This window comes from Halorubrum laminariae, assembly GCF_024494655.1.
Taxonomy (GTDB): Archaea; Halobacteriota; Halobacteria; order Halobacteriales; family Haloferacaceae; genus Halorubrum; species Halorubrum laminariae.
On sequence record NZ_JANHDL010000002.1, the window covers coordinates 258,468 to 276,029 of the forward strand.

At 66.5% G+C, this 17,562-nt stretch carries 14 protein-coding genes; 6 read left to right on the plus strand and 8 right to left on the minus strand.

The features are described from left to right. Positions 1-56 precede the first annotated feature (56 nt). The 3 genes from NO887_RS04325 to NO887_RS04335 form a co-directional block, all read right to left on the minus strand. Positions 57-638, minus strand: coding sequence for a DUF2150 family protein (locus NO887_RS04325; RefSeq protein WP_256417239.1), 582 nt, complete (start codon positions 636-638; stop codon positions 57-59). Positions 639-730: 92 nt separating this feature from the next. Continuing rightward, positions 731-1,579 carry a TatD family hydrolase gene (locus NO887_RS04330; RefSeq protein WP_256417240.1) on the minus strand — a complete coding sequence of 283 codons (849 nt, stop codon included), beginning with the start codon at positions 1,577-1,579 and terminating at the stop codon, positions 731-733. A gap of 88 nt (positions 1,580-1,667) precedes the next feature. Beyond that, entirely contained in the window at positions 1,668-2,597 is a 930-nt protein-coding gene (locus NO887_RS04335; protein WP_256417241.1) for a PLP-dependent cysteine synthase family protein, read from the minus strand. Positions 2,598-2,747: 150 nt separating this feature from the next. Between NO887_RS04335 and NO887_RS04340 the strand changes: the two genes are divergently transcribed. Beyond that, on the plus strand, positions 2,748-3,131 hold the full coding sequence (locus NO887_RS04340; RefSeq protein WP_256417242.1) for a TlpA family protein disulfide reductase: 384 nt from the start codon (positions 2,748-2,750) through the stop codon (positions 3,129-3,131). Between the two features lie 37 nt (positions 3,132-3,168). On the opposite strand, the gene NO887_RS04345 is transcribed toward NO887_RS04340, so the two are convergent. After that, positions 3,169-4,155 (minus strand): NOG1 family protein, encoded by a 987-nt coding sequence (locus NO887_RS04345; RefSeq protein WP_256417243.1) that lies wholly within the window; start codon positions 4,153-4,155, stop codon positions 3,169-3,171. Positions 4,156-4,402: 247 nt separating this feature from the next. Between NO887_RS04345 and arcD the strand changes: the two genes are divergently transcribed. From arcD to NO887_RS04365, 4 genes are all read left to right on the plus strand, one after another. Then, positions 4,403-5,881, plus strand: coding sequence for an arginine/ornithine antiporter ArcD (arcD, locus tag NO887_RS04350; protein ID WP_256417244.1), 1,479 nt, complete (start codon positions 4,403-4,405; stop codon positions 5,879-5,881). 98 nt (positions 5,882-5,979) lie between these two features. Next, positions 5,980-6,144 (plus strand): hypothetical protein, encoded by a 165-nt coding sequence (locus tag NO887_RS04355; protein ID WP_256417245.1) that lies wholly within the window; start codon positions 5,980-5,982, stop codon positions 6,142-6,144. Between the two features lie 77 nt (positions 6,145-6,221). After that, positions 6,222-6,749: a DUF2240 family protein gene (locus tag NO887_RS04360; RefSeq protein WP_256417246.1), complete on the plus strand. Its 528-nt coding sequence runs from the start codon at positions 6,222-6,224 to the stop codon at positions 6,747-6,749. Next, on the plus strand, positions 6,749-7,195 hold the full coding sequence (locus tag NO887_RS04365; RefSeq protein ID WP_256417247.1) for a DUF7993 family protein: 447 nt from the start codon (positions 6,749-6,751) through the stop codon (positions 7,193-7,195). The genes NO887_RS04360 and NO887_RS04365 overlap by 1 nt, the downstream gene beginning before the upstream one ends. Positions 7,196-7,245: 50 nt before the next feature. Here NO887_RS04365 and NO887_RS04370 read toward each other — a convergent pair whose 3' ends face one another. Continuing rightward, complete coding sequence (locus NO887_RS04370; protein WP_379811603.1) at positions 7,246-9,162, minus strand: methyl-accepting chemotaxis protein; 1,917 nt, start codon at positions 9,160-9,162, stop codon at positions 7,246-7,248. Between the two features lie 196 nt (positions 9,163-9,358). Here NO887_RS04370 and NO887_RS04375 point away from each other — a divergent pair, with 196 nt between their 5' ends. Further along, on the plus strand, positions 9,359-10,642 hold the full coding sequence (locus tag NO887_RS04375) for a DNA double-strand break repair nuclease NurA (protein WP_256417248.1): 1,284 nt from the start codon (positions 9,359-9,361) through the stop codon (positions 10,640-10,642). A gap of 37 nt (positions 10,643-10,679) precedes the next feature. Here the strand turns inward: NO887_RS04375 and NO887_RS04380 are convergent, their stop codons facing one another. The 3 genes from NO887_RS04380 to NO887_RS04390 all read right to left on the minus strand — a co-directional run bounded on the left by NO887_RS04380 (position 10,680) and on the right by NO887_RS04390 (position 17,157). Then, entirely contained in the window at positions 10,680-11,405 is a 726-nt protein-coding gene (locus tag NO887_RS04380; RefSeq protein ID WP_256417249.1) for a CPBP family intramembrane glutamic endopeptidase, read from the minus strand. 78 nt (positions 11,406-11,483) lie between these two features. Next, positions 11,484-12,776 (minus strand): glucose-6-phosphate isomerase, encoded by a 1,293-nt coding sequence (locus NO887_RS04385; RefSeq protein WP_256417250.1) that lies wholly within the window; start codon positions 12,774-12,776, stop codon positions 11,484-11,486. Between the two features lie 100 nt (positions 12,777-12,876). Further along, a complete protein-coding gene (locus tag NO887_RS04390; RefSeq protein ID WP_256417251.1) occupies positions 12,877-17,157 on the minus strand; it encodes a TSCPD domain-containing protein in 4,281 nt (1,426 codons plus the stop codon). Positions 17,158-17,562: the final 405 nt, after the last annotated feature.

The following is a 17,562-nucleotide window of genomic DNA, read 5'->3' on the forward strand; positions in this document are numbered from 1 at the left end:
TCGTTCAGGCAGACAAGACTTAATTTTGTGGTGACCGAAATGATGTAGCTCAGCTATTATTCGTCTTCTTCGACGACTTCCGGGTCTTCGATCGCCGACTGCAGCGAGTCGAGCCCGTTGACCCACTCGGAGACGAGTCCGTATTCGAGGTCCTCGACGAGATCGATGTCGAGCGATTCGCCGTCGACGATCCGGGTGCCGGCCTGCACGACGTAGCCGAGCGCGGCGTCGATGTCCTCTTCGGCCTCGGCGTCGGCGGCCGCGCGCACGAACTCGCTCACGTCGCCCTCGACGACGCCGCCGACGACGTACTCCTCGGCCGCGTAGAAGACGGGGACGAGTGAAGTCTGGACGCCGTCGATCAGCATGACCTTGTCCTCGTCGTCAAAGGAGACCTCGGCGAGGACAATCTCGCGGATGTCGTGGATCTCGGAGACCGCGCGGTCCTCGTCGATGCGGCCGTCGTCGTACGCCGAGAGCACCTTCACGACGGCGATCGCCGCGTCGTCTTGCAGGTTCAAGAGGAGTCGAGCCGAGTCCTCGTTTTCGGGGTCGAGATCCTCCTCTTCGAGCCTGTCGAGCCAGTTCTGCCAGCGTTCGTCGGTATAGAACGTTTCAACGGCGTCGTCGTCAGTCATACGCGGTAGGTCGCCCGGATTACTCAAATGCCTTTCCTATCGATCGTCCCGCGAGACCGGCTCACACCCGCTCGACAGCGGAATTTTGGCTATCACTCCAGCGTGGCCTCGGTGTCAATCCCGTACACTGCGGCGGGAGTCTGAACGTGCGCCCGCCGGACCGCCTCGTCGTATCCCTCTTCGAGGAGCCAGCGGACGCGCCGCGGAACGGTTTTCGGCCCGAGCACCATCCCGGGACGGTCGGGATCGTCGACGAAGTCCGTCTCCATCAGGAAGGATTCGCCCGACTCCGCGGCCCGTTCGAGGCGGTCCTTGTCGCTCATCACGCTTGGCGTCGGTCCCGCCAGTTCACCTGCCGCGTAGTGTTTCACGACGCGCGCCGGGTCCAGTCCCGCCTCTTCAGCCACGGCGGCCAGATCGGTCAAGTCCTCCGTGGCTTCAGTGTGGAGTTGTACGGCGCAGTCGCGTTCGGCCCCCAGCTCAAACGCGCGTCGCGTCACGGCGTTCGAGGCCTCCCAGATCGCGTCGCTCACGTCGTAGTGCGGTCGTCCGGACTTGAGAGCGAGCGCCTCGCCGTCGGCGACGAACTCGCTCGCGACCTCCATCCCCCCCTGCATGAGGTCGCGAGCCGCCGCGGGCGTGAACCCCCGCTCGTCGACGAGCCGGTCGATCAATCCGGGATGGACGCCGAGAACGGGCCACGCTCGGCCCGGGAGGGCCGCGGTCGCGCGCTCGACCACGTCGATCGTCTCTTCGAAGACGGGACGGAAGTCGGCGGGCTCGTCGGGCTCGACGCCGAGGAGCCACGACGGCTTGTTCACCACGAGCAGGTGGGTGCCACCGAGGCGAGCGAACTCCTCGACGGCGTCGATACCCTGACCGTGGCGCGGGTCGAGGTGGAGGTGGTTGTCGAGCACCGGCGTGTCCAGGTCGTCAATCATGTACGGGAGAGGGGCCGGCCGAGGGTTATAGACGACGACTCCACGGAGCCGAAGCTGGGGATCGGAACGCCGCCGATCTACGGCGTGGTCACTCGGTCGACGGCTCGTCGAAGGTGCCCGCGGAGAGGTACCGTTCACCGCTGTCCCAGAAGACGGTGACGACGAGCGGTTCCTCGCCCGCGAACGCGCCGGAGTCTCGGAGTTCGGCTGCAACGTCCTTGGCCGCGAGGTTCGAGGCCCCCGACGACTGACCGACGAGTATCCCCTCCTCGCGCGCGAGCCGACGGCACTCGGCTTCCGCATCTTCGATGTCGACCGTGTGAATCTCATCGAGGAGGTCAGTATCGAGATTCGGCGAGACGAAGCCGGGGCCCATGCCCTGGAAGTCGTCGACGCCGGGCTCGCCGCCGGAGAGGACGGCGTTGTCGCTCGGCTCGACCGCGTCGATCCGCACCTCGGGGAACGCCTCGCGGAGGCGGCGGCCGATGCCCGAAATCGTGCCGCCGGTGCCGACGCCGGCGACGAGCGCGTCGACGGTGCGGTCGCCGACCTGATCCAGTATCTCCGGGCCGGTCGTCTCGTAGTGCGCTCGGGGGTTAGCGGGGTTCTCGAACTGTCGGAGCTGGACCATCCCCTCCTCGCGCTCCAGTTCGTCGGCCCGGTCTTTCGCCGCGGAGATGTCGCCGTCGACGAGCTCGACGCTTGCGCCGTACGCGCGCATGAGCCGGCGGCGTTCGACCGACTTGCCCTCGGGGATGACGAGCGTCACGTCGTACCCTTTCACCGCGCCGACCACCGCGAGCCCGATTCCGGTGTTTCCCGACGTGGGCTCGACGAGGCCGTCGCCGGGCTCCAGCTCGCCCGCTTCCTCGGCCGCCTCCACCATGTAGAGGGCGGGTCGGTCCTTCGCCGAGCCGCCCGGGTTTCGCGATTCGAGCTTCGCGGCGACCGTCGTCTCAGGCGGGGAGTCCACCCGGACGAGCGGCGACCCGAGCCCGTCGAGAACGTCGTCGTTCATGCTCCGACAGAAGACGGGCGAGACTCAAATGCCCGGCGGACTCCGGCAAGGGACGCGGCGGTTGCCGCCGGTGGGTTGCCAGCGATGAGTTGCCAGCGATGAGTTGCCAGCGGCGCGTCGTTTACAAGCGACGGCGACGTAACGGGAGCTATGACGCTCGAAACGCTCTCGCCCGGCGACGCGGACGGTGACGATATCGACCCGGCGGTGATCGAGGCGCTCGCGGCCGACAACTACCGGTTCAAGGTGTGGGGCGGCGACTGGTGCGGCGACTGCCAGCGACAGCTGCCGGCGTTCGCGGCGGCGCTCGCCGCTGCCGGCGTCCCCGACGACCGGATCGAGGACTTCCCGGTCACGAAGGGACCTGACGGGAAGGAGGGACCGCAGGTGGAGGCGTACGGTATCGAGTTCATCCCGACGGTCGTCGTCGAAACGGCCGACGGTGAGGAGATCGCTCGGTTCGTCGAGGAGGCCGAGGGATCGATCGCCGAGGAGCTCGCGCGGCAGCTCGCAGACGTGCCCGTCTCGCGGTGAGCCACCGCGACAGCTCGCGGTAGGGTATCGCGGTCGCTTACCGGTCGCCGTCTCGCGTCGGGAGGTCCGGCTCGAAGGCGGCCGCCTCGACGGCCATGTCGAGGACGCCCTCGACGTTCTCGTCTTCCGTGACGCTCATCGTCGCGTCGACGGACTCGGCTTTGACCGCGTCGTACCGGTCGTGTTTGTTCGCCACGGTGAGGAACGGGACGGCCTCGCCGAACAGGTCGCGGACCTCCTCGCGCAGTTCGAGCTGCACGTCGAGCGGGTAGCCGCAGTCGCCGGACGGGTCGAGGACGAAGACGACCACATCGGCGAGGTGTTCCAAGGCGCTCACGGCCTGCCGCTCGATGTCGTTGCGCTCGTCAGCGGGGCGGTCGAGAAGCCCTGGAGTGTCGACGATCTGGTACCGGATGTGGTCTCGCTCGAAGTGGCCGATCTGAACGCCCTTTGTCGTGAACGGGTACTCCGCGATCTCGTTCGACGCGCGGGTGACGCGGTTGACGAACGACGACTTCCCGACGTTCGGGTAGCCGGCGATCACGATGGCGGGCTCGTCGGGTCGCACGTCCGGGAGCACCTTCAGCTGGTCGCGCGAGTCGCCGATGTACCGCAGGTCATTTTCGATCTGGTCCATCACGTCAGCCATGCGCGCGAACGCCTGCTTGCGGTGTTTCCGCGCGGTGTCCACGTCTGAGTTGCGGATCTTCGACGTGTACTCGTCGCGCAGGTCCTCGATCTGTCTGCTCGCCCACATCACTTGCGAGAGCGCTTGCCGGAGGCGGTCCACATCGACGATGGCGTCAGCCAGTTCGTAGTAGAAGGGATCGACATCGAACCCGAAGTCGGGCCACGAGACGACGACGTTTTCGAGATTGTCCGAGAGCACGTTACCGGCCGTCCGGAGCATCGACTCTTGCGCCTCGTGGGCGCGCTTGGCGCGGCCGGCGCGTGCGGCCCGCGAGAACGCCTTGTCGACGAGTTCCTCCGAGCGGGGAGTCGTCGGGAGGCCCTCAAATATCATGTTAGCTCTCTTTACCCACCGACGCGTATAAGACCGTCCGTTCGGCCACCGCCGCGACACGGCGGCACACGGTCGAACACGCCGCAAACGCGCTCGTGATCTCGTAGTGGCCTCCGCGTGTGATCGCGTGTGATCGCCGGCTGTGACGACTCACAGCGACGCCCGCACTCCGCCGCCCATGATCGATTGTTATACTTTTCACGCATATTTCGAGATATACTTATGCTTCAAAAGAATATATGTGTCCATGACGAACTCGTTTACGCCCACCACGTACGACGACCTCGATCCGGATCGACGACCGAGTCTCGCGGCGGCACTGGTCCCGATCGCCGCAGTCGTGGCCTTCCTCGGCCTCGGATCCGCTGTGCTGGGTCTCGATCCGCACGCGCCGCTGCTCTGGAGCATCGCGTTCGTCGGCGGGTTCGGGATCTGGCTCGGCTACGACTGGGACGACCTGTTCGACGGCATCGCGAACGGGCTCGTGATGGGGCTGCAGGCGCTTTTAATCATCTTCACCATCTACGGACTGATCGCCACGTGGGTCAGCGCCGGCACGATACCCGGACTGATGTACTACGGGCTCGAACTTCTCTCGCCGCAGACCTTCCTCCCCGCGGCGGCGGTCGTCGCCGCCGTCGTCGCTTTCGCCATCGGTTCCTCGTGGACGACCGTCGGCACGCTGGGCGTCGCCTTCGTCGGGATCGGTGCCGGGCTCGGCGTTCCCGCGCCGATGACGGTCGGAGCCGTGCTCTCCGGGGCGTACGCCGGCGACAAACAGTCGCCGCTCTCGGACACGACGAACCTCGCCGCCGGCGTGACGAACACCGATCTGTACGCGCACATCCGGCGGATGCGGACCGGGACGGTCGCGGCCTTCGGGCTCGCGGTGCTCGGTTTTCTCGCGCTCGGCCTCCGCGCCAGCGGCGAGATTCCGGCGGGTCGAATAGTGGAGATACAGGGCGCGCTCGGCGAGACGTACGCGATCACGCTGCTCGCGTTCGTCCCGCTCGCCGTCACCTTCGGGCTGGCGCTGCGCGGATACGCCGCGCTGCCGACGCTCGTCGCCGGCGTCTTCGCCGGCGTACTCGCGACCGTTCTCGTACAGGGGACCGGCTTCGTCGCGGCGTGGGACACGTTCATGTACGGGACCGCTCCGGAGTCCGGGTCGGACCTAGTGAACGACCTCCTCGCGACGGGCGGACTCACCGGCTCGGCGTGGACGATCACGGTCGTCGTGGCCGCGCTGTCGCTTGGGGGGATTCTGGAGCGGACCGGCGTGCTGGCGGTGGTCGCCCACGCGTTCACCTCGGCCGTCCGCAGCGCCGGCGTCCTCGTCGCCGGCACCGGCGTCTCGGCGATACTCATCAACGCGCTCACCGCCCAGCAGTACATGAGTATCGTTCTCCCGAGCGTCACGCTCCGGAACACTTACGACGAGTTCGGCCTCGACAGCGATCAGCTGTCCCGCGCGGTCGAGGCTGCCGGGACGCCGACCGGCGCGCTGTTCCCGTGGCACGCCGGCGCGGTCTACATGACCGGCGTCACCGGCGTCCCGACGCTCGAATACGCGCCGTACTTCCTGTTCGCGTTCCTCTCGCCGCTCGCGCTGTTCACGATGGCGGCGACCGGCTACACGATCGAATCGACGCCGGCGGCAGCAGCGTCGACCGCGGAGACGACCGGATCACCGGACGCGGCCGTCACCGACAGCAACGACGACTGACCGGATCCGTCCTCTCGCACTCCGTTTCGTACTGCGACCCGATCAACTATACTTCTCCGCTGACGCGTTCCGATCATGTCCGACGGCTGGCTGTACGTGTGGGGCTCGGGTCGGTCGCATTCGGCGGTGCCTTGCTCGTCCTCCCGCTGTACGTCGTCGACCTCGGCGGCGGCCCGTTCGTGCTCGGCGTGCTCGCGGCGGTCGCCGCCGTCGCGTTCGCGGTCGGTCGACGCGTCGACGGTTCCCTGCGAGCGATGGGGTGACTCTCCGCCGGGCGGGGACGACGAGCCGATCGCTCCCGTCCGACACGTTTACGCGCCCGCCGATCCCTCCCTCGCACATGAGCCTAGAGGTCGCCGTCGCCGCCCCATTCAAACACCGGGCCAAAGAGCGGCTGGGCGAGGGCGAGTTCGTCGTGGCGCTCTCGCTCGACCGCGACTGGTTCTCGCCGGATCAGGCGAAGCGGCTCGTCGATGTCGCCGTCGGTCGCGGCCTCCTCGACTCGGTCGACGGCGACTTGGTCGCGCAGTTCGACCCCGACGATGTGGTCGTCCCCGAGGGATTCACTCCCGACGAGGCGATCCTCCGCGAGCAGTCCACCTTCGAGACGGCCCTCGACGCGATCGTCTCCGCGGGCGTCGAGAAGCAGCGCGCGGTCGCCGGCATCAACGAACGCCAGCGGACGCTCGCCGTCACCATCGAGGCCGCTGCCGTGCTCTACGCGAAGGAACACGGTGCCGCGGTCGATCGCCTCGCGGCCGATGTCAGAAGCGATCTCGCGACCGCAGCCGAGGAGGGCGGCGACGGCGGAGCTTCTCGCGACGACAGCGACTCCCGCGACGCGGACGACTCCGCGGAGGCCGCGTGATGGACTCGGACCGACTGAGCGATGGCGTCCGAATCGCGCAGTTGCTCGCCTCCGAGATATCCGGAAACGAGGGGCGACTTCGAGACCTCGCGCTCGCCGACGCCGACCGCGACGTGGAGCCGACGACCGACGGCGCGCTCGCGTACCGGGTCGTCCGCGACGCCGGGGAGACATCCGACGGCGAAGACGCGGGAGACGATCGAGAGACGCGTGACGACGAAGCGACGCGCGATCCCGAGGCCGTCGCCGAGGTGTACGTACAACCCGACCGCGTCCGGATCGAGTTTCTCACGGCCGTCGACGCTGCCGCCGACGCGGCCGCGGACACCACCCTCCGCGTCAGGCCGAAGGCGGTCCGGCCGCCGCGAACGCTCGTGTTCGTCGAGGACGGCGCACACGTCAAGCGGGTGCTGCCGGTGTTCGCGGCCGTCGTCGATGAACCGTGATAGATGGTCGATGGCGATAAAAATCGAGTCCGTCGCGTCGAGTCGCCGCCTTACTCAGACTGACCGCCGTCGCCCATCGCAACGGTGCGCGCTCCCGCCGCCGCCCGGTCGTCGGGAGACTCCTCGCCGACGTCGAACTTCCGGAGTAGCGCCCGGAGCTGGTCGGCCTGCTCGGCGAGCGAGCCCGCCTCGGCAGTGGCCTGCGACATCGCGGCGAGCTGCTCGTCTGCCGCCTCGCTGACATCGTCGGCCTCGTCGGCGGTCGATCGGCTGATCCCTGCCACCTCCTCGACCATCGACACCGTCTCCTCGGTGCTCGCGGCCTGGTCGTCGGTCACCTTGCTGATCTCGCGGATCCCATCGTCGGTCTCCCCGGCGTTGTCAGCCACATCCGCGAACGCGTCGGCGGCGTCTCTGACCGCCTCCGCTCCCTCTTCCATGTGCTCTTCTGCGGTCCGGACCTCCTTGACGGTCGCTTGCGTCTGCGCCTGCGTGCCGGCGATCAGCTCCTCGATCTCCTGAGCCGCCTCCTGCGTCTCTTCGGCGAGCTGTTTGACTTCGTCAGCAACGACCGCGAATCCGTCGCTCCCGCCGCCGGCTCCCCCGGCGCGGGCGGCTTCGATGTTGGCGTTGAGCGCGAGCAAGTTCGTCTGCTCCGCGATGTCGCTTATCAAGTCGACGATCTCGCCGATGTCTTCCATCCGCTCGTTGAGGACCCTGACCTTCTCCGCGGTTTGGTCGATCGCGTTCCGCGATTCCTGAACGCTGTCGATCGCCTCGCCGGCGGTGTCCTGTCCCTCGTCGGCGATCGACGCCGTCTGCTGGGCCGCGTCCGCGACGGTCTCCGTCGAAGATGCGACCTCTTCGATCGTCGCGGAAAGGTTGTTCATCTCGCCGGAGACCTGTTCGAGCATCTCGCGCTGTTCGCCGGCTCCCTCGGCGATCTCGGCGACCGACCGGCTCACGTCTTCGCTGCGTGCCTCGGCCGTGTCAACGCCTTGGACCGTCTTCTCGCTCGCCGCGGACACCTCGCCGGCGAACGACTGCACGTCCTGCATCGTCGCCTCGATGCCGTCCATCATCTCGTTGAACGCGGCACCGATCTGCTCCATGGCTTCGCTCTCGCTTTCGGCGTCGAGACGAACCGTGAGGTCGCCGGCGGCGGCGCGGTCCATCATCGCGCTGTAGTCGTCGGCCGTCGTTTCGAGGTGTTGATTCAGCCACTCGACCTCCTCGCGGCGTTTCTCGACCTCCGCTTTCGCCTCCTCGACGTCCTGTATCTCCGCCTTCTGCGCTGCGACGAGGTCGAGCTGGCGTTGCGCCTCCTCGCGCGACTTCTCGATGGAGTACCAGTTGGCGATCAGCGCACCAACGAGCCCGAGGACGAAGAACGCGTGAATGCCGCCCCAGATTATCGGGTTCTCGATCGCCGCGGTATGGTTGTAGACGAGGCTCGAATCGATCAGACTGAACGCGCCGTGGCCGATCGCGACATAAGCGACGCCGACGGCGAACGGGACCCAGTCCTCGTACAGCGCGAGCACCGCGATGAACACGAAGAAGCTGAAGTGCGCCTCGATGTAGCCGCCCGACAGCTTCACAAGCGCCATCGAGACGGTCATGAGGCTGAGCGCCGTGAGCACCGTCCGCTGGCGGCGGCCGAGTCGGGAGACGTTTGCCAGCGCCGCAGTGCCGAGGATGATGGCGACGAAGCCACCGAGCATCCAGCCCGGCGTTGCGGGGATCTGCGCCCCGGTGATCGATTCGGTTCCGCTGTACAGCCCCAAGGCGATGAGGAACGGCACCTGCACCGCGATCGCGATCAAAATGTTCCGGTGGCGCGGCCGCCACATCTCCCCGGGCATCGAACTTCCGTCCGGGATGTACCTGACAATATCGCGTATTTTTTCGCCTGCCCCCTGCGGTTGGCCGGTCGTCGTTTCCGACGCGACCCCTGACTCTGTCATACGACGGTCACGACCGATTCCGGCAAAGAAGGTTCTCCTCTGAATATCTCATCTGATACAGCTAGAGCCGCTCTCTCGCCGACAGGCGGTCGAACCGCGGTCGCCGGATCGAACTCCCGTCCGAGGTGTTGACGTCCGTCGATCTCGCGTCGTCCTCGGCGAACGATTTTAAGACCGGTCGGGCCGGAGTACGCCCGTGACGCTCGATCCGATCCACGTCGAGAACATCGCGCGGCTCGCGTACGGGATCGCGAGCGACGTGGACACGACCGACCACGACGACCTCGCTGGGACGGTGTGGCGTGACTGGCTTCCCGACCTCAGCCGGGACGGCCGCACCGTGATCGAGCCCGTCGGCGACCACGAGCGGCGGCGCGCGCCGATCGACGACGCCGCCCTTGCGGCGCGGCCGTTCGAGACGGTCCACGGGCTCGACTCCGGGACGATCAACCCGACGACGTTCAAAAACGGACTCGTCGTCGACGTGGCGCACGCCGCGATGGCGAGCGAGCCGACGGATCTCGACCTTCACCGCGACCGGACCATCGTCGCGACCGTCCACGCGGGCGACTCCACCGCCGACTTCGACGGGGACTGGACGAACCGTGACGACGGCCACACTCGCCAACGCGTGCTCCACGCGCCGCGAGTGAATCGGTACGCCGAGGGCGTCGTTCACGCGCTCGCGCTGTACCTCGCCGAGGGCACGCACGCGCTCAATCACGCCGACCGCGTCGACGACCTCCTCGTGCTCGACGGCCCGATCTACCCGAAGGAACTGTTCACGTGGGACGACAGGAACCCCGAACTCGGCGCGCTCACGCGAGAGGCGAAACCGCGCGCGGTCGTCGAGAACTACGTTCGGCTCGTCGAGCGGTTCGTCGAGCGCGACGTGCCGCTCGTCGGCTTCGTGAAGAACCCCTCCAGCGGGACGATCGTCCGCTCGCTGGCGCGCAACGGCGTCGAACCGCCGTGGCCGGACGACACCGCGCTGTTCACCCGGCTGCTGGAGCGACGCGCCGCCGAGGACGAATTCGGTGACGACAGCAACGGATCTGACGGACGCGGCGAGCGTATCGACGACGAACTCACCTTCACCACGTGGTTTCACAGCCGCGGCGGAGCCGACGAGACGATGGCCGCCGACCGCGACGCGCTCGGCATCGACCGCGAGTTCGATCCCGAGTTGTACGAGCCGACGTTCATGGTGCTGTACGACCCGCGGACCGACGTGACCTACAAGCTCGAAGCCCCGTACGCGTTCACCCGCGATCGGGACACCCGAGAGCGGCTCACCCGACAGGTGCTCGCCGACGTGGCCGCGTCTCGCGGACCCCCGGAAGCCGTGGCGAAAGCCGACGAGCTGGCCCGGATCGCAGCGACCGAAAAAACCGCCCTCCGACGCGCATTCGAAGACCGGTTCGACAGCGAGCAGCAGTCGACCTACGACGATCACCGGTGGGGGAAGACGCGGCTGTGACCCGCAGTTGCTGCCGCCGCGAACGTTGCATCCCCCGTCAGAGTGCGCTCCAGAGGAGTCCCGCGAAGATGATCGCGTTGTACAGCCCGTGGGCGAGCCCGGGTACCAGCACGTTCTCGGTCCGCTCGTAGAGCACGCCGAGGATCGCGCCGAGAACGACCGTCACGCCCATGTACGCGACCTGTTCGACGATGGTCCCCTCGACGCTCCCGTGGAGCGCACCGAACATGACGGCCGCGATCAATATCGCTGGCGCGGCGTGGAACGACCGTCGGAGCCCGCCTTGGACGACCCCGCGGAGCAGCAGTTCCTCGGCCGGACCGACGAGGAGGATCGAGACGAGGATCATCGCAGCGTAGTACGCGACCGGGTCGCCGGCGGCCACCGTCGCTGGGTTCTGTCCGGTCCGGAGCCCGAACTCTCGAAGCCCGAACAACAGCCCGATCTGGAGGGCGTAGAGCAGCACGGCAGCGCCCGCGACGAGCCCGATCTCTCGAACCGACGGCCGCGAGACCGAGACGAGCGTTCGCTGGTCAGTGATCACGAGGTACCCGACCACGCCGGGGAGGAATCCCGCGAAGCTGACGGCGGTTTCGAGAAGCGCGAACGCGTTCGTGTCCGCGGCGACGACGCCGACCTGCAGCGCGACCGAGGTGGCCAACTGGGTGATCAGGCTGGTGAGGACGAGCGCGAACACGAGAGCGAACACCGCGCTCGCCACGTGGACCAGTCGGTCGACCGGAACCGGGAGGTCGTCCGTCATTGCCGGCCGTTGGACGCACGGCGTGTTAGGCGCTCCGGAACCGGTCTGGTTCGGAGGGGGTATACCGCATCGGGGGGATCAGGACTGCTCGATCCGCAGTTCCCGCTTGTCGGCCACGGCGTCGGCCTCCGGGAAGTCGCCGCCGCCGAGCAGTCCCCGCGCCGCCTTCTTCCCCCACTCGACAGCCGGCTGGGTGAACGTCGAGATACTCGCGAGTTCGCCGTAGAGCACACACGCGGCTTCCATTCCGTACAGTAACTCGCCGAGACTCCGCTCGTCGACCCGTTCGATTTCAACCCGAATGTTCGGCACGTCGGCGGCGGCGAGGCTCGCTTCCGTCGCCGCGAACTCGGCGTCGAGCAGATCCGCGAGCGACGAGCCGCCGAGGTACGCAAGCCCGTCGAGGTCGGTCTCCGGAATCGTCGTGTCCGCTCGCTCCGTGGGTCGGATCAGCGAGACGATCTTGTCCGGCGGGCCGGCGCGGTACAGCTGGAGCTGGGAGTGCTGGTCCGTCGCGCCGAGCGCGCGGGCCGGCGTCTGTCCGAGCCCGTCCTTCCCCAGACTCTCCGCCCACAGCTGGGCGAACCACTCCGCGAACGTCTCAAGCGACTCCGCGTACGGCATCACAGCATTCGTGAGCGCGCCGCGCTCGGCCAGCGCGTACGTCGCCGCGCCGTACGCGTACGCTGGCGATTCGTACAGCGACCCCGCGAGCGCGTCCATGCCGTCCCGCCCGCCGGCGAGCACCGCCTCGATGTCGTGGCCCTGTAGCGCCGGCACGACGAGCCCCACCGTCGAGAGCGCCGAGAACCGGCCCGGTACCCCGTCCGGAACATCGAGCGCCGGGAGGCCGTGCTCGTCGGCGAGCGACCGGAGGTTCCCCTCCTCTCCGGTCGTGACGATCGTCCGCTCGGTCCAGTCGACGCCAGCCTCGGCCATGGCCTCACGGACGACGAGGAAGTTCGCGAGCGTCTCCGCGGTCGTCCCCGACTTCGACACGACGTTGACGACGGTCTCCGCGAGCGGCAGGTCCGCGAGCAGCGCGTCGACCGCGTCCGGATCGACGTTGTCGAGGAAGTGCGCGTCCACGTCGCTCTCCAAGGCGTTCGAGATCGCCGCCGCACCGAGCGCGCTCCCGCCGATACCGACCGTGAGTACGGCCGCTGGCCGATCGAACTGATCCATCACCGCGCGGATCGCCTCGGGGTCCGTCGTCTCCGGGAGCGTCAGCGCCGCGTAGCCGAACTCGTCAGCCTCCATGCCGGCCACGATCCGGTCGTGTGCGGCCGCGACGCGGTCGTCGAGCCGATCGAGCGTCTCGTCCGTGAGTCCGGGCGTCGTCTCTATCGTGTTGCCGAGGTCGACGTTCATACCGTACGTGGCGGGCGACCGCGACTTAAGCGTGGGTTTCTGCGGAAAGAATGAGAAAACGGGACGGTCTAGACGTGCTACCGCATCGGCGGCGACCGAGTCAGCACTCCGACCAACCGCACGACTCGCACGTCTTGCAGCCCTCGGAGTAGTAGAGGTTCATCCCGCCGCAGTCGGGACATTCGGGTGACTCGCCCGCGGCGATAAGCTCCTGCATCGCGTCGTCGACTTCTTCGGCGCTGTCTGCGTTCGGCTCGTCGGGTGCGTCAGTTCTCGTCGGGACCGCGTCGTCGACCGTCCGCGCGTCGATTTCCCCGCCGTCGGTCTGACTCGGCGGTTCGGCCGCGGCGTCGACCTCGACGTCGTCGAGGCTCTGCTGTTGCGGAATCCCCTTGTCCACGTCGTCGTCGAGGTAGCGGCGGAGCGCGGTGCCGATCGCGTCCGGGATCGACTGGATCTGCTCGCCTTTGTCCCACGCCACCTTCGGGCTCCGCGTGCCCTGTAGCTCGTCGACTATCTCCTCGGGATCGACACCCGAGCGGAGCGCCGTCGAGATGACCTTCGCGAGCGCCTCGGTGAAGGAGTTGGTGTACCCGCCGGAGTGGCCGATGTTCGCGAACAGCTCGAACGGCCGGCCGTTCCCGTCCTCGTTGATGGTGACGTACATCTTCCCGTAGCCGGTCTCGACGCGCTGGGTGACGCCCGAAAGCGAGTCCGGCCGCGGGCTCCGCTCGCTGTAGTCGACCTGCGGCTGCTCGCTGGCCTCCAAGAGATCCGCGATCTCCGCGTCGATCGCCGCCTGCACGTCCTCGTTGTCGAGGAACGCCTCGACGCCGCCGAACACCTCGCCGATCTGCTCGACGATCGCCTCGGCCGCCTCGCTCTCGTCGGCGAACTCCGTGTTCTTCGCGCGGGTGGTGAGCACCTGCTTCGAGCGGGTCCCGTCGCGGTAGACGGTGACGCCTTTCCCGCCGTGGTCGTAGATGTAGCGGTACACCTCTTCCATCTCCTCGGCGGTGGCGTCGTTCGGGAAGTTACACGTCTTCGAAATAGCGGAGTCGACACCCTCCTGACAGGCGCACTGGACCGCCGCGTGCTGCTTGCCGGAGAGGTCGCCGGTGACGACGAACAGCTCGCCGATAGCGTTCGGAACCGTCTCCAGCCCGTCGACGCCGTCGAACTCGTTTTCCGCCATCTGCGCTTGGGCCTCCCGCTTGACCGCGTCGACATCGACGTCGTTCTCCTCTAGGGTGCGCAGGAAGTAGTCGTCGAACTCGACGAGCATCTCGTCGCCCTGCACGTCGTCGGAGACGTTCTTGTAGTACGCGACGTTGTAGATCGGCTCGCAGCCGCCGGTGGTGTTGCCGATCATCGAGGTCGTGCCCGTCGGCGCGATCGTCGTCGTGTTGTGGTTGCGGACGGGAAAGCCGTCTTCCCACTCCTCCGGATCGAGTCCGGTGTAGTGCTCGAACCAGTCGGGGTAGTCAGTGGGGTTCGCGTACTTCGAGTCCTCCCAGTCGTTGAACGTCCCGCGCTCCGTCGCGAGTGTATGGGAGGTCTGCTTCGACGCGTGGTTGATGTGCGTCATCAGCTGGCGGGCGACCTCGTTGCCCTCCTCGGTGCCGTACCGGATCCCGAGCTGGATGTACAGCTGGGCGAGCCCCATGATCCCCAGCCCGATCTTCCGCATGTCGCGGACCTTCTCCTCGATCTTCTCGACCGGGAAGTCCGACATCGTCACGACGTTCTCCAAGAATCGCGTGCCGTAGTCGATCCGCTCGTCGAACTCCTCGAAGTCGATCGCCTCCTCCAGGAACGCCGACATGGCCGCCTCCTTCGAGTCGTACTCGTCGGCGTGCGCCTCGGACCAGACGCGCCAGTCCGGCGCGTCCTGTGCCGCGAGCGTCGAGAGGTTGATGTGGCCGAGGTTACAGGCCTCGTACTCTTCGAGCGGCTGTTCTCCGCAGTTGTGAACCACGAGACCGTTCGCGACGAACGAACTCGTCTCGGGCTCCGTCAGGTCGTAGACCGCTTCGTGGCCGTCATTCTCGACTGCGGAAACAGTCGCTTCGAATCCCTCGCTGTACGGCCCGCGGTCGTAGTTCGCGAGACGCTCGTCGAGTGCGTCCTGTTTCGAGTCGAGAAGGAATCCGATCTCCTCCGCGAACCGAACGAGATTGTCCTTCGATATGACGAGATCGTGATCTGCCTGCCGCTCGTATTCCACAGTTCCGTCCTTTCCGTCGGGCATCTCCTGAACGCCCGCCTCGTGGCGTTCTTCGTAGATCTTGCTGAATATTCCGAAATTAAGCAGGAGCCGCTGAACCTGCTTCAACAGGTCAGTGCTGGTGCTTGTGAGCCGGACAGAAACGCCCTTCTCGACGTTCCCCTGAACGCCGCCGTCCGCGGAGAACAGCGCTCGGAGGTACCCGCGCGCCATCTCCTCGCTTCCGCGCAGTACCGCCTCAGGGACCTGATGCTTCTGATCGACTAAGCCGGCTTCCTCCGCGTACTCGTACAGCCGAGTCGAGCGGATTCGCTGCTCGACGGCCTGTGCACCACGGTAGTCGTCACCTCTGGTAATCTCGTTGATACCGACCTCGTAGTCGGCGTTGCCGACTGGGTCGCGAACGATCTCGTTCACGTCGGCCACGAACGACTCCGAGACCTCGGCGTCCTCGTCGTAGAAGTTGAGAACGGCTCTCTCCTCGCCGTTTTTGAGGTGTCCGTCACCGACCAACCAGCCGAGTACCCGACCTTCGGCGGCCGTCCCGTGCTGACCGAATGAGCCTTTTCGGTTCTGAATGTGTACGGTGTCGCCCGCATCGAGGTTGCCGGCTTCCGTCCATCCGTCATCGGTCATGACGCGGTGGTCGGCAGTCAGGCGGAGTTCGTACCCCTCCTCCGTGGTAAGTTTATAGACGTCTTTCTCACCTGTTTTGTATACGCTACTCGCTTCCTTGAGCGTCTCCTCGCTGAGCCGCCCGTCGACGACGACGTCTCGCGCGACGCCCTGTTCGTACAGCTCTTCGGCCTCGACGAGACCGTTTTCGGTACTGATCAGCGTATCTCCGGTGACACATGGATTCGTCGCGAGGATCCGGTGATCCGGGTGTTCTTCTACATCGAACGAGTGTTCCTTGTTCACGCGTTCGAGGTAGATGACTCCCGGCTCGCCGTTCTCGTGTGCGCCCTCGATCATGTCGTCCCACAGCTCCTGTGCCGGGATCGACAGGACCTCGCCGACCTCGACGTGCTCGCCGAGGCCGAACATGTCGTAGATCTCCTTCGTCTCGGGAGTCGCGACGTGGGGCTCCTCGGTGCGGGGATTGGTGAACGTGAACTCCTCGTCGTTGTACAGCGCCTCCATGAAGTCGTCCGTGACGCCGACGCTGATGTTGAAATTCGAGAGGTGACCCTCGACCGCGTTCCGGAGGTGTTCGGGCACCTTGCCGTCCTCGTCGATCAGCTCGCGGGCCTCTTCGAGGGCGTCCGCGAAGGAGTTGTGTGTGAAGTCGTCGGGGTCGTTGAGCCGCAACGAGTGCGCCAGCGAGACATCCTTGTTCTTCGAGTGGATGAACTGGATGACATCCGGGTGCGAGACGCGCATGACGCCCATCTGCGCGCCGCGTCGCGCTCCACCCTGTGCGATCGTCTCGCACATCTGGTCGAACGTCCGCATGAACGTGATCGGGCCGGAGGCGATACCACCCGTGGAGCCGACCGCGTCGCCGTAGGGGCGAAGATTCCAGAACGCGTATCCCATGCCGCCGCCGGACTGGAACACCTCGGCCGCCTCTTTCGCGGTCTGGTGGATGTCCGTGATGTCGTCTGCGGGAGAGTCGACGAAACACGCGGAGAGCTGCTGGAGCTCGTCGCCGGCGTTCATCAGCGTCGGGGAGTTCGGCATAAAGGAGAGCGACTCCATGCCGTCGCGGAACCGGTCCGCGGTCGCTTCGACGTGGTCGCGCACGCTCTCGGGGAGTTCGGGAACGACGGTATCGTACGCGAACTTGTTGACGTTGTGCGCGGTGAGCGTCGTCTCCGCATCGGCGTCGGCCGTGACACCCGCGCCGAACACGTCTTCGGCGAGTTCGTCGCGCCGGGGGTGGTCGGGCTTCAGCTGGTCCGGCGTGACGGTAACCTCGATACCCTGCTTTTCGGCCTCAAAGACCGCCTCCGCGAGCGCGACATTGCGCGCGACGCGGACGAAGAGTTCCTCTGGGTCCTCGATGGCCTCGCCGTCGGCGTTCTTTCGGAGGTAGCGGGCGGGCAGGATGTTTTGGTAGGCGTTGGCCGTGAGCCGCTCTTCCATCGTCTCGCCCGTGGTGCGTTTGATCGGCAGTTCGAGTTCGTCGGCGGCGACGCCGTCGCTGCTCATTCGACGGTCACCCCGCTCGGTCGGTGTGGAATATGAATCATCGTAGTGTTGGTGTACTCGCGAGGCGGGCCCTTGTAGGTTCGGATATCCGGACCCGTCGAGCGCGTATTTATCTGATGCGTTATGTAACGTCTGTTCTGCGCGTCTGACGCCGGCTTCGGGTACGTAGTCAGGTATTGGGTCCCGGATACATAAGACTAGCCAGACCGAGGTGAAACTGATCGAATTCGACCAGAATCGCTTGACTGTAGCCTCCTCCCACTAGAACAAGAGGGGGGTTGTTCCCGACCGCGTTTTGCGCCGCGGCGAGACACTGTCGCGTCTCTTCCGTTCGCCTCGGTGATCGTTTGTCGGATTTCGATCGGGTTCGTTCGGCAGAAGTATCAGAATCGAATAACAGATCGG